Source organism: Photobacterium arenosum, assembly GCF_014841115.1.
Taxonomy (GTDB): Bacteria; Pseudomonadota; Gammaproteobacteria; order Enterobacterales; family Vibrionaceae; genus Photobacterium; species Photobacterium arenosum.
In genome coordinates this window covers 107,542-120,753 of sequence record NZ_JACYTP010000002.1, presented here as the reverse complement: position 1 = coordinate 120,753, position 13,212 = coordinate 107,542, and the positions used below count along the sequence as shown (strand labels likewise).

Sequence of the window (13,212 nt, the reverse complement as noted above, 5' to 3'; positions counted from 1 at the left end):
AGAGCAACCTGGCCACCAATCTCGGTTCCCTGGAGTTAATGCACTGACCTTTCCCTGTGCTAACTATCGTTTTTCAACTTGGGATAATAATAACCATATGGTAATTTAATTACAACTTTAATTTTAACTACGTCACACTTTTGTGAATAAACCTCTCAATAACACCCATTAACGGTAATTTATTACACCACGAACTATGTTAACCAGGCCATAAATCCACACAAATGAGACTAAAGTGGCATACCTAATTTCCGAAGAAGCAGACAACATCAGTGAAGGTCATTTGCCTGAGTGCAAGCAAGGAAGAAAGCGCTATGACAAAACTCCTTCACTTACGTTCACTATCTATCAGCAGCCGTCTGTATCTGCTGGGCTTGATCATTACCATTCTGACCCTGCTCCCTCTGATTACCTTTATATCTGGCTATCAGGAAACCCTTCTGGACCAAAAACGAGATAAAACCAGAAACCTGGTCGAGAGTGCCCACAGTTTGCTGGCTTACTACTACCAGCAGGAAACTCAGGGCCAGCTGACACGCATTGAAGCACAACAGCAGGCAAAACTGGCCATCGCCAGCCTTCGCTATGAAAATAATGATTACTTCTGGATTAACGATAACCATCCCAACATGGTGATGCACCCGTTCAAACCCGAACTGGACGGTAAAGATCTCTCCCAGTTCAAAGATCCGCTCGGCAACAAACTGTTTGTCAGCATGGCAGACGTCGTCAGGCAGCAAAGCCAGGGCTTTGTCGATTATCAGTGGGAAAAACCAGGTCACTCTGAGCCTGTTGATAAAATTTCCTATGTAAAAGGATTTGCCCCCTGGGGATGGATTCTGGGATCTGGGATATATGTCGATGATGTCAAAGCGCTGTTTTACACAGAGTTACAACGCCTCGGGCTCATTTTGGCCGCTTCATTGATCCTGATGCTGCTTCTGGCCAAAGTGATAGGCCGCAGCATTACCGCCCCGTGTGAATCCACCTTGCTGGCCATGCAGGATATTTCCCGCGGTGAAGGTGATTTAACCCGGCGCCTGCCGGTTCAGGGTAATGATGAACTGAGCCTCATCGCTACTGCCTACAACCAGTTTGCCGATAAAATCACCGACATGCTGCGTGCTGTCGAACCCGTCAGTGAGCATATCAGTTCGGCCGCCAGTCAGCTCAATGCCGTCGCCAACACCACGGCCGAGAGTGCAAGTCAGGCGCATCAGGGGGTGGATTCCGTCGCCTCGGCCATGACAGAGCTGCATTCCAGTAACCAGGAAGTCGCACGCTCGGCAGCAACAGCTGCCGACGCCGCAACAACAGCGCAATCTCACAGTGAACAGGGGCTGAGTGTTGTATCTCGCTCGGGAGAGGAAATGCGTGCCCTGCTCGCCTTGTTGGATGAAACCAATAAAAGTGCGCAAGCATTGGCCGAAGACTCTGAAGCCATAGGAGCTGTGCTGGACGTGATCCGCAACATTGCTGAACAGACCAACCTGCTGGCCCTGAATGCCGCCATTGAAGCAGCCCGTGCTGGCGAGCAGGGCCGTGGTTTTGCCGTAGTCGCCGATGAGGTACGTACTCTGGCTACCCGCACTCAGTCCAGTACCAATGAGATAGAATCCATTATCACCCGGCTGCAGAATCGCTCCAGCAATGTCAGTAACGCCCTGATCCAGACCAGTGAGCAGTCAGCCAGTACGGTAAAACATACCCAGGATGTCGCCAATGCACTGGAAGCGATCAGTCAGCAAATTCATACTATTCGAGATCTGAATCAACACATTGCCGATGCCAGCCAGCAGCAGTCCGATGCGACAGAAGCCATTAACATCAGCCTGTCGCAACTGAGTGAACACAGTCACAGCCATGTTTCACAGGGTCAGCAGATTGCGGCGGCCAGTGAGCAACTGCTCGCTAGTGGTCGTCACCTTAATGTACAGATCTCTCAATTTAAGATTTAGCGAAAAGCAAAGTGGATTAATAGCAAGCTCCCTGTGGCTGAGGTAAGATATTCATCTGCCTGTCCCGGAAATTCACCCTATGATAGTCCGGGTAAGGCAGCATGAATGACAGTTTATTAGGGAGAGTTCTGTGTCTGAAATCAGCCATCTTTCGCCACAAATCGTGTGGCAATTCTTTGATCAAATTTGCGCTATACCACACCCGTCCAAGCATGAAGAAGCATTGGCTCAACACATCATACGTTTTGCTGAAACCGAAGGCCTGGCCGTACGCCGAGATCCCACTGGCAACGTATTTATTACAAAGCCAGCCACTGCGGGAATGGAAAACCGCAAAGGCGTGGTGCTTCAGGCACACATTGATATGGTTCCGCAAAAGAATGAAGACACAGATCACGACTTTGCTGCTGACCCAATTCAGCCTTATATCGACGGTGAGTGGGTAACCGCCAGAGGAACGACCTTAGGGGCAGATAACGGTATTGGTATGGCAACTTGTCTGGCTGTACTGGCCTCGAAAGATATTGAGCACGGCCCTCTGGAAGTACTGCTAACTATTGATGAAGAAGCCGGTATGACAGGTGCATTTGGTCTGCAGGAAGGCTGGCTGGAAGGCGATATTCTGCTGAATACCGATTCAGAGCAGGAAGGCGAAATCTACATGGGTTGCGCCGGTGGCGTTGATGCCGAGCTATCTCTGGCGATTGAGCGTGAGACGGTTCCGGCAGAGCACACTGCTGTCAAACTGATGATCAAAGGCCTGAAAGGCGGCCACTCTGGCTGTGATATTCACACCGGCCGTGCCAACGCCAATAAGTTGCTGGGACGTTTCCTGTTTGCCCATGCCGCAGAGCTGGGGCTGCGAGTACACAGCCTCAAAGGCGGCACACTGCGCAACGCGATTCCCCGCGAAGCCTTTGCCATCGTTACGCTGCCAGCCAGACAGGCTGATGCGCTGCAGGATCGCTTCGGTCATTTCCAAAACATACTGAATACCGAGCTGGGTAACGTAGAAACCGGTATCAAACTGTCGGTTGAAAACAGCGAATTGCCTGTAGATGTGCTCTGTGCTGACAGCCAGCAACGTCTTCTGGCACTGATCAATGCCTGTCCGAACGGTGTTGTGCGCATGAGCGACGACATTCCCGGTGTCGTTGAAACCTCACTGAACCTGGGCGTGATCACCACAGAGACTGACCGCGTGACCCTGCTGTGTCTGATCCGCTCTCTGATTGACTCTGGCCGTAGCAGTGTTGAACACGCGCTGAGCGCCCTGGCCCAGCTGGCTGGCGCACAGTGTGAGTTCTCCGGCGCCTATCCGGGCTGGAAACCAGACCCGGATTCAGAAGTGATGCATCTGTTCCGCGACACTTACAAAGAGATTTACGGTAATATCCCGGATATCATGGTGATCCATGCTGGCCTGGAATGTGGCTTGTTTAAAGAGCCGTACCCAAACATGGATATGATTTCTTTCGGTCCGACCATTAAATTTCCGCATTCCCCCGACGAAAAGGTGAACATTAAAACCGTTGGCCTGTTCTGGGAGCAAATGGTCGCCATCCTGAAACAGATCCCGGTGAAAGCCTGATAAATGCAGCGGGGAGCGTATCCGCTCCCCTTTGTCTGTTCCGGAAAACCTGAGTTTCCTAAAACACACCTACCAGTCAAACGACAATTGCTGCGCTTTGACGCCCGATTCCAGCCCGACGCTGATACCAACTAAGCGAATTTCCCGCCCTTTTTGTCTGGTCAGGGCTTCGGTCAGTAAAGCGGCGAACTGCTGCTTCTGCAATACCGGTTGACTATGCTCGACCGTGGTTTGCTGGAAATCGGCGAATTTCACTTTGACTCCCTGACGGGCAATACGCAGATCCGGACGCACTTTTCTGAGCCGTGCTTCCAATTCAGGATACAGTTTCTCAACGACTTGCCAGCATTGAGCATAATCAACAATGTTGCGGGAAAAGGTTCTCTCGACACCCACAGATTTTCGCTCACGCGAGACCACAACGTCACGCTCATCAATGCCGTGTGCACGCGCCCACAGTGATTGGCCAAACTTGCCAAACTGCTTTAACAATTCCCGCCTGTCATAAGCTTGTACATCCTTGCCGAGATACAGGCCGATATCGTGCAGTTTTTGGATGGTGACTTTGCCAACTCCAGGTATTTTCTCCAATGGCAACTCGGCCACAAAATCAGACACGCCGGCTGGCGTCACCACATACTGACCATCCGGTTTATTCATATCGGAGGCTATTTTGGCAATGAATTTTACCGGTGCCACCCCTGCGGAAGCTGTGAGATGCAACTCTTCACGGATAGCCTGACGGATGTCCTGAGCAATTAAAGTCGCTGAACCTCGGTGCAGGTGGCTGTCTGTGACATCCAGATAGGCTTCATCGAGAGAAAGGGGTTCGATCTGCGAGGTATAGCGCCGGAAAATCGCCCTGATTTGATGCGAGACCTCTTTATAAACAGCCATCCTGCCGGGCACCAGTACCAGGTCCGGACAGAGCTGCATCGCCTGAGCTGTCGGCATAGCAGAACGCACGCCGAATTGCCGGGCCAGATAATTACAGGTACTGAGCACTCCCCGCTGTTCAGATCGCCCACCGATAGCAATAGGGACATGTTGCAGTTCAGGGTTATCGCGCATCTCAACCGCCGCAAAAAAGCAGTCCATATCAACATGGATAATTTTCCGTTGATGGCTGTTGGTCACGTTTTTATCTGACATAACATCGGCTTTCAACATGTGACTGGATAATAGATAGCTGTATTTATACACAGTATTATATGTGCTCACCTTGCAGATAGCGAGCAACAAAAAGCCCGCGGTTTTAACCACGGGCTTTTTACTCAGCGAGAACGCCAGTCATAATCAGATGATCTGATTTTTCTTCCATTCTTCCTGCTTGGCGGCGCGAGCTTCACGTTTCAAACGCTTATCACAGGGTTCAGGACAGTCACATTCTTTTTCAATGCCAACCGCGCCAAGGCCGCCGCAGCTACCAGCTACCGTTTTACGCTGGAAAATATAGCCGACAGCCATAGCGACTATGACCAACAGAAAAACACCAAAGGTTGTTACATATACCAACATACTATGCTCTCAACTTATTTCTTCTGCATGTAAGTCGTAAAGGCATCAGAGGCATATTCCTTAAAGCCTTCTTCCGTACTTACAATTAACAGAACTGGCAATTTTTCTTGGTTTGCCAGTGCAATTGCTTTCTCTTCTCCCATTACAGAAAATGCCGTTGCCAGAGCATCTGCTGTCATGCTTTTCGGATGCATCACAGTCACTGACACCACATGGTTGGTAATCGGCTTACCTGTTTTAGGATTTATCAGATGTGAATAGCGTACACCATTTTCTTCAAAATAGTTACGATAATCACCCGAAGTGGCCACCGCCATTTCCCCCGGCTCAACCACTTCCTGTATCGAACGGCTGCCATCTTCTGTTGGCTTTTCAATGGCTATCCGCCATGGAACACCTTCCAGATTCTTGCCTTTCAGGCGAATTTCACCACCGATTTCAACCAGATAGTCATTCACACCCAAAGAAGCAATATAGTCAGCCACAACATCGACGCCATAACCCTTCGCAATGGATGACAGATCAACATACAGTCCGGGCAAATCTTTTACCAAAGCGTTACCTTCGACTTTCAGATGCTCTATGCCGATTTCCTGACGTCGAGCACTCAGCTCTTCATCCGTCGGTACCACATCCGGACGGGCTTCCGGTCCGAAACTCCATAAGTTAACCAGGGGGCCAACCGTCACATCCAGCGCTCCATCCGTCAATTTTGCCAAGCGAATCGCTTCCCGGACGACTGCCGCCGTATCAGCCGACACAACAAACGGTTCACGGCTTTGATGCTGATTAAATTGGCTGAGCTCGGAGTCCTCACGATAGGTCGACATCTGATCGTTAACCAATTCAAGGCGGCGATCAATTTCTTTCTGAAGTGCCACTTCGCTCGGTAAGCCTTCCTGCTCAATCAACTTGATCGAATAATAGGTCCCCATTGTTGAGCCGGTCAGGTGAATTAACTGACGTTGCTCGCTACAGCCACTGACAACCAGTGCCATCACCAGCAGCACAGCTGCCCGGGTGAATAGTTTCATCATGCAGGGATCTCCCAAATACAGACAATGTCACTCAGTTACCGCTCACACGGCATTGATACGCGCTAAAGAATTTATGCAGGGCTTGACGAAAAATGGCTGATCCCAAGGGATCAGCCATTTTAAAGGAAGACCTCAGGCAGGATTAGCCACCAAAGTCATCCAGCAGGATGTTTTCGTCTTCAACACCCAAGTCTTTCAGCATACTGATAACAGCAGCGTTCATCATCGGTGGACCACACATATAGTATTCGCAGTCTTCCGGTGCATCATGATCTTTCAGGTAGTTTTCATAAAGCACATTATGGATGAAGCCGGTGTAACCGTCCCAGTTATCCTCTGGCAGAGGATCAGACAGGGCGCAGTACCACTTAAAGTTATCGTTTTCGTTCTGCAGCATATCGAAATCTTCCACATAGAACATTTCACGCTTAGAACGAGCACCATACCAGAAAGTCATCTTACGCTTAGACTGCAAACGTTTCAGCTGGTCAAAGATGTGTGAACGCATAGGTGCCATACCTGCACCACCGCCGATAAACACCATCTCAGCATCGGTATCTTTCGCGAAGAATTCACCAAACGGACCAGAGATAGTCACCTTATCACCTTCTTTCAGTGACCAGATATACGAAGACATGATACCTGGTGGCACGTCCGGGTTACGAGGTGGCGGCGTAGCGATACGCACGTTCAGCATAATAATGCCTTCCTCTTCCGGATAGTTCGCCATCGAGTAAGCACGAATTGTTTCTTCGTTAACCTTTGACTCGTATCGGAACAGGTTGAACTTGTCCCAGTCTTCACGGAATTTCTCAGGTACGTCGTAATCAGCATACTTAACATGGTGTGGTGGCGCTTCAATCTGAATATAACCACCAGCACGGAATGGTACTGACTCACCGTCTGGAATGCCCAGCTTCAGCTCTTTGATGAAGGTCGCTTTATTATCATTAGAGATAACAGAGCAATCCCACTTTTTAACACCAAAGATTTCTTCCGGCAGTTCGATGTCCATGTCGGCTTTCACGTTAACCTGGCAAGACAGACGCTCACCTTCACGTGCTTCACCTTTAGTGATGTGATCCAGTTCCGTTGGCAGAATATCGCCGCCACCAGATTTGATTTTCACGCGGCACTGACCGCATGAACCACCACCACCACAAGCAGAAGAGACAAAGATGCCGCTGCCTGCCAGTGCGCCCAAAAGTTTACCACCCGCAGGGGTCGTGATTGCTTTTTCCGGGTCGTTATTGATTGAGATAGTAATGTCACCAGATGGTACCAGCTTGGATTTAGCGAACAGAATCACTAATACCAGAGCCAGGATAATCAAGGTGAACATAACTACGCCAAGAATAATATCCATGAATTATTCCTTATTATCCTGATTACAGCTGTACACCGGAGAAGGACATGAAGCCCAACGCCATGAGACCTACAGAGATGAAAGTGATACCCAGGCCACGCAGACCGGCAGGTACGTCAGAATACTTCATCTTCTCGCGAATACCCGCCAGGGCAACGATAGCCAGCATCCAGCCCACACCAGAGCCAAAGCCGTATACCACAGACTCCGCGAAGTTGTAGTCACGCTGTACCATGAAAGATACGCCACCGAAGATTGCACAGTTAACGGTGATCAGCGGCAGGAAAATACCCAGCGCGTTGTACAGCGGCGGGAAGAAACGGTCCAGAATCATTTCCAGAATCTGTACCAGTGCCGCGATAACACCGATAAAAGTGATAAAGTTCAGGAACGTCAGGTCAACGCCCTCAACAATGGCGCCGTCTTTCAGCAACAGGTTATAAACCAGATTGTTCATCGGCACTGCAATTGTCAGTACCACTGTTACTGCAATACCCAGACCAAAAGACGTTTTTACTTTCTTAGAGACTGCCAGGAATGTACACATCCCCAGGAAGAAAGACAGTGCCATGTTCTCGATGAAAATCGAGCGAACCAGCAAGCTAATATAATGTTCCATGTTTCCCTTACTCCTTCGCTTCTACTTGATCCGGACGTAAAGTACGGATTGTCCAAATCATAAAGCCAATCAGGAAGAAGGCAGACGGTGCCAATAGCATGATACCGTTTGGCTGATACCAGCCACCTTCAGAAATCAGCGGCAGTACCTGAACACCGAAGATGCTACCTGAGCCTAGTAGCTCACGGAAGAAGCCCACTGTCAGCAGTACGAAGCCGTACCCCAGACCGTTACCAATACCATCCAACAGAGATGGCAATGGGGCCGATTTCATTGCATAGGCTTCTGCACGTCCCATAACGATACAGTTGGTGATGATCAGACCAACGAATACAGACAGCTGCTTAGAGATGTCGTAGACGAATGCTTTCAGCACCTGGTCAACCACGATTACCAACGAGGCAATAATCGCCATCTGAGCGATAATACGTACGCTGTTAGGGATTTGGTTACGCACCAGAGACACAAAGAAGTTGGAAAATGCAGTAACGAAGGTCACAGCCAGCGCCATTACGAACGCAGTTTCCAGTTTAGTGGTTACAGCCAGCGCTGAGCACACACCCAGTACCTGTAAGGCGATCGGGTTATTGCTAACGATCGGCCCCAACAGGACTTTTTTCATTTCTTTAGTATCAGCCATTGTTCAGGCCTCCATTGCGCACTTTAGCCAGGAACGGACCGAAGCCGTTGTCACCTAACCAGAACTGGAAGGTGTTCTGAACGCCATTACTCGTCAGCGTTGCACCAGACAGGCCGTCGATACCATGAATATCACCTTCCGGCGCGCCGCCTTTCACAACGCGGATGGCAGGTTCGAAGTTATCATCAAGCAGCTTCTTGCCTTCCCACTGTGCACGCCATTTCGGGTTAACGACTTCACCACCCAGACCAGCGGTTTCACCCTGTTCATAGTAAGCGATGCCAGACACGGTGTTGCCGTCGGTTTCAACTGCAACAAATGCGTACATCATGGACCAAAGTCCTTTACCATTAACTGGCAGAATCAGCTTCTGAACCTGACCGTTTTCATCTTTTACCAGATACACTTTGGCAACGTTCGCACGACGAATCAGTTTCGCCGGATCAGCAGCCGGATCCAGTTTCACAGAAAGAGCCGGCGTTTTTGATGCGTCACGCTGGTCATACTCTGCTGGTGATTCACCTTCGACAGACTCGACGAAGTTACCGGATTTCAGTTCAACCAGTTTTGGTTCAATGAACTTGTTATACGTGTCTGGAACATTCACACCCTCTTGCAGCAGGCCAGCTACAGACAGGATATTGCGCTGAACATCCAGCTTAGCATTCGCTTGCTGCATCGGGCGCAGCATGACTGCTGCTGTTGATACCACGATAGAGCACACCAGGCTCAGGACAACAACAACAATCAGCGTTTTCTTAAAGCTATCATTCTTATTTGACATGACGAGCCAGTCTCCGTTTGATGTTGCCTTGAATTACTGCATGGTCAAACAGCGGTGCAAACAGGTTTGCGAATAGAATCGCCAGCATCATGCCTTCCGGGAACGCAGGGTTAACCACACGTACCATCACAGCCATCACGCCAATCAGTGCACCGTACCACCACTTACCTTTATTGGTAAAAGCAGCAGAAACCGGATCGGTTGCCATGAACATCATACCGAAGGCAAAGCCACCCAGTACCAGATGCCAGTGCCAAGGCATAGCGAACATTGCGTTGGTATCGGAACCAATGATGTTAAACAGTGTTGCGGCAGCAACCATACCTATCATGGTACCGGCAATAATGCGCCAGGACGCAATGCCCAGATACACAATGAAAGCACCGCCGATCAGAATGAACAGAGTCGACACTTCACCGATTGAACCAGGAATGCGTCCAATGAAAGCATCCATCCAGCTCACAGCTTCACCTGTGATAGTGTTAACCACTGCTGTCTGGCCACCGGTTGCCCACTGGCTCAATGCCGTTGCACCAGAGAAACCATCAGCGGCAGTCCACACCAGATCGCCTGAGATCTGCGCCGGGTAAGCGAAGAACAGGAAGGCACGACCGGCAAGAGCCGGGTTCAGGAAGTTACGACCTGTACCGCCAAAGATCTCTTTCGCCACGACCACACCAAAGGTAATACCCAGTGCAGCCTGCCACAGAGGCAATGTTGGCGGAACGATCAGCGCAAACAGAATCGAAGTCACGAAGAAACCTTCGTTCACTTCGTGCTTACGCACCATACAGAACAGTACTTCCCAGAAGCCACCAACGATAAATACCGTGGCATAGATAGGCAGGAAGTATGTCGCACCCAGCAGCATTTTACTGCCCCAGCCGGCGTCAGCACCTAAGGTGCCGCCCAGAGACTCGGTCAGCCAGTAATGCCAGTCACCACTGATAATGGCAGCCAGCTGATCACCTGCATACAGGTGGTTCAGGGCAAACACTGCCTGATGACCTACGTTGTACATACCCCAGAACATGGCAGGGAATACGGCCAACCAGACCATGATCATGATACGTTTCAGGTCGATACTATCACGCACGTGAGAACCGGTACGGGTTACAATACCTGGGGTGTACAGCACGGTGGCGACTGCTTCATACAGTGCAAACCATTTCTCATGCTTACCACCTGGCTCAAAGTGGTGTTCGATCTGCTCGAGGTAATTCTTGAGGCTCATGAATTATCCTTCCTTCTCAATCTTGTCCAGGCATGCACGCAGCATTGGACCGTACTCATACTTACCTGGGCACACGAAGGTACACAGTGCCAGATCTTCTTCATCCAGCTCCAACGCACCCAACTGCTGGGCACTGTCAGTATCGCCGGCGCACAGATCACGCAATAGCAGTGTAGGCTCGATGTCCAGCGGCATGACACGCTCATAGTTACCGATTGGCACCATGGAACGCTCACTACCATTGGTAGTGGTTGTCATGTTGTACAGCTGGCCTGGGAAAAATTGGCTAAAGAAAGCACGTGTTACAGAGAATTTGTTCTTACCAGGAACGATCCAGCCCATGAACTCTTTCTCACGACCTTCACGCAGCGCAGAAATCTGCAGGTGGTAACGGCCGAGATAAGCATGAGGGCCAGTCGCCGGAATGCCATTCAGGACAGAACCTGACAGCACACGCAGTTCACCGGTTAACAGCTCAGATTCAGTCAACTGCTCGACAGACGCACCGATAACAGTACGAACCAGACGAGGGTTGTTAACGGCAGGACCTGCCAGAGAAACAACACGCTGAGTGTACAGCTCACCAGTCAGGAATAACTGACCGAAAGCAATCACATCCTGATAGTTCAGGTGCCATGCAACATTATGAGCGTCAGCACCGAACAAAGTATGGATGTGCGTACCTACCAGACCGGCAGGGTGCGGTCCGTTAAATACGTGTTCTTCAACATTGGCTTCGCTGCTGCGCGGCAGGCTTGCACCTGACTTACACACATACACCTTGCCACTGCTCAGACGAGACAGAAGCGACAGACCAGCAACAAAGGCTTCGCCTTGTTCGTTGATAATCACTTCTGGGTTGGCTGCCAATGGGTTGGAATCCATCGCATTGACAAAAATCGCCTGTGTTTCAGAATCGATCGCTGGGACCTTGCTGAATGGACGGGTACGTAACGCTGTCCACATACCAGACTCAACCAGCTGCTCTACAATCACAGAGCGATCCAGTTGAGCCAGCCCAGCTTTGTCATAGCGGTTAAAGGTGATTTGATCATCGCCTTCAACATCAATGACAACAGACTGAAGCACACGCTTAGCTCCACGGTTGACTTCCACAACCTTGCCACTGGCTGGAGCAGTAAATTTAACGCCTGGGTTCTTCTTATCTTCGAAGAGCACCTGACCTTTTTTTACTGCATCCCCTACGCGGACATGCATGGTTGGACGCATACCCACGTATTCTTCGCCAAGCAAGGCGACTCGAGAGATGGACTTACCATCATTTATCGCCTGGGTAGGAGTCCCTGCAATTGGGATATCCAGCCCCTTCTTTATTGTAATCATACGCACTTGCACTACATTAACGGGAAAAAGAACTTGTTATTGCGCAACTTAGACACGACTTTCCTTGGTCCGAGGCCGGTTTTCCAGCAACCAGCGCCGCAACATCCTATTAACTCTTCCATCACACATTAAGATGACGAGTTTTTTCGAGGGCCGGATTTTAGCATTAATCAACAGGTTTTTACTATGGCAAACCTCGCTAATCGAACTGAAATTCAGCGATAGCTGATGTGCTAATAATCACGAGAACAGATAAATTTGACCCAACGCACACTTGCGCTGAATCTTCTGCTTGTCGCCTCGAAAATTGTATTTTTCTGCTATTTACAAATTGGTATCAAAACGTCAACACCAAAGGACAGTCGGTAAAACTAACGCATTCGATGGTCATAAAACAGTAAAATTCGACGCAAAACCGCATCGAATTTGCAACATATGTTTTCATCCGGCAGCTAAGGCATCACCGAACATTTCACCACATTCGGGACTCATTATAGTCGCCTGAAATGAGAATAGGCTTGCTAACTAAGCAGCCCTGCGCCACAAGACCAGCAGCGGGACAATCACAGGACACTCTGTGACTTAACGGTGCGTATACTACGCCATGGCTCAATTATTGATGACTATCAACTTCAAACTTCGGACTGTAAAAAACCGCAACAAGATGCGGTTTTTGATCAACGAGCGATTCACCACTGTTCAATCACTTGATGTAGTCATCATATCTTAACCAAACTTACTACCACCCAAACAAGCGGGAGAAGCCGGTGCAGACTGCTGCGCCTGCCATTCATCCGGTGTGTAAGTGTGAATCGCCAGCGCATGAATGTGATTGGCCAGCTCATCTGCCAGTACTGTATTAATTGCTCTATGGCGACCAATCAGACGCTGACCTTCAAATTCATTACTGACCACTATCACTTTAAAATGACTTTCTGCGCCTTCTGGCACATTATGCATATAGCTTTCATTGTGCACTTCCAGATGGGTCGGTGACAATGCGGCTTGCAGTTTCTGTTCAATGCGTTCCTGGATCATATGGCCTCCTGACGCTGGCATGCTAGGTGTCTGTGCAAGAGTAGCGAATGAAAATTCGGCGATATCCTGAAAATCGCTGTGTT

12 protein-coding genes are annotated in these 13,212 nt (G+C 49.7%); 2 read left to right on the top strand and 10 right to left on the bottom strand.

What is annotated here, in order from left to right:
* Positions 1 to 314: 314 nt before the first annotated feature.
* Both IFO68_RS03720 and IFO68_RS03715 read left to right on the top strand, forming a co-directional pair.
* On the top strand, positions 315 to 1,958 hold the full coding sequence (locus tag IFO68_RS03720; protein WP_192014650.1) for a methyl-accepting chemotaxis protein: 1,644 nt from the start codon (positions 315 to 317) through the stop codon (positions 1,956 to 1,958).
* Positions 1,959 to 2,088: 130 nt separating this feature from the next.
* The gene (locus IFO68_RS03715) at positions 2,089 to 3,549 is read left to right on the top strand and encodes an aminoacyl-histidine dipeptidase (RefSeq protein WP_192014649.1); all 1,461 of its coding nucleotides are present in this window, start codon (positions 2,089 to 2,091) and stop codon (positions 3,547 to 3,549) included.
* 69 nt (positions 3,550 to 3,618) lie between these two features.
* Here the strand turns inward: IFO68_RS03715 and dinB are convergent, their stop codons facing one another.
* The 10 genes from dinB to bolA all read right to left on the bottom strand — a co-directional run bounded on the left by dinB (position 3,619) and on the right by bolA (position 13,129).
* Positions 3,619 to 4,701: a DNA polymerase IV gene (gene dinB / locus IFO68_RS03710; RefSeq protein WP_192014648.1), complete on the bottom strand. Its 1,083-nt coding sequence runs from the start codon at positions 4,699 to 4,701 to the stop codon at positions 3,619 to 3,621.
* A gap of 144 nt (positions 4,702 to 4,845) precedes the next feature.
* A complete protein-coding gene (gene nqrM, locus IFO68_RS03705) occupies positions 4,846 to 5,067 on the bottom strand; it encodes a (Na+)-NQR maturation NqrM (protein ID WP_027253869.1) in 222 nt (73 codons plus the stop codon).
* Between the two features lie 14 nt (positions 5,068 to 5,081).
* Positions 5,082 to 6,101, bottom strand: coding sequence for an FAD:protein FMN transferase (locus IFO68_RS03700; protein WP_192015036.1), 1,020 nt, complete (start codon positions 6,099 to 6,101; stop codon positions 5,082 to 5,084).
* A 145-nt stretch (positions 6,102 to 6,246) separates the two neighbouring features.
* Complete coding sequence (gene nqrF / locus IFO68_RS03695) at positions 6,247 to 7,470, bottom strand: NADH:ubiquinone reductase (Na(+)-transporting) subunit F (RefSeq protein ID WP_192014647.1); 1,224 nt, start codon at positions 7,468 to 7,470, stop codon at positions 6,247 to 6,249.
* A 22-nt stretch (positions 7,471 to 7,492) separates the two neighbouring features.
* Positions 7,493 to 8,089, bottom strand: a complete 597-nt coding sequence (gene nqrE / locus IFO68_RS03690) for an NADH:ubiquinone reductase (Na(+)-transporting) subunit E (protein ID WP_192014646.1) — start codon at positions 8,087 to 8,089, stop codon at positions 7,493 to 7,495.
* A gap of 7 nt (positions 8,090 to 8,096) precedes the next feature.
* Positions 8,097 to 8,729 carry an NADH:ubiquinone reductase (Na(+)-transporting) subunit D gene (locus IFO68_RS03685; protein WP_192014645.1) on the bottom strand — a complete coding sequence of 211 codons (633 nt, stop codon included), beginning with the start codon at positions 8,727 to 8,729 and terminating at the stop codon, positions 8,097 to 8,099.
* On the bottom strand, positions 8,722 to 9,513 hold the full coding sequence (locus IFO68_RS03680; RefSeq protein ID WP_192014644.1) for a Na(+)-translocating NADH-quinone reductase subunit C: 792 nt from the start codon (positions 9,511 to 9,513) through the stop codon (positions 8,722 to 8,724). Before IFO68_RS03680 ends, IFO68_RS03685 begins: the two co-directional genes overlap by 8 nt.
* Positions 9,503 to 10,747 carry an NADH:ubiquinone reductase (Na(+)-transporting) subunit B gene (locus IFO68_RS03675; RefSeq protein WP_192014643.1) on the bottom strand — a complete coding sequence of 415 codons (1,245 nt, stop codon included), beginning with the start codon at positions 10,745 to 10,747 and terminating at the stop codon, positions 9,503 to 9,505. The genes IFO68_RS03680 and IFO68_RS03675 overlap by 11 nt, the downstream gene beginning before the upstream one ends.
* Before the next feature lie 3 nt (positions 10,748 to 10,750).
* Positions 10,751 to 12,091 (bottom strand): Na(+)-translocating NADH-quinone reductase subunit A, encoded by a 1,341-nt coding sequence (locus IFO68_RS03670; protein ID WP_192014642.1) that lies wholly within the window; start codon positions 12,089 to 12,091, stop codon positions 10,751 to 10,753.
* A gap of 726 nt (positions 12,092 to 12,817) precedes the next feature.
* Positions 12,818 to 13,129 (bottom strand): transcriptional regulator BolA, encoded by a 312-nt coding sequence (bolA, locus tag IFO68_RS03665; RefSeq protein ID WP_161445517.1) that lies wholly within the window; start codon positions 13,127 to 13,129, stop codon positions 12,818 to 12,820.
* Positions 13,130 to 13,212: the final 83 nt, after the last annotated feature.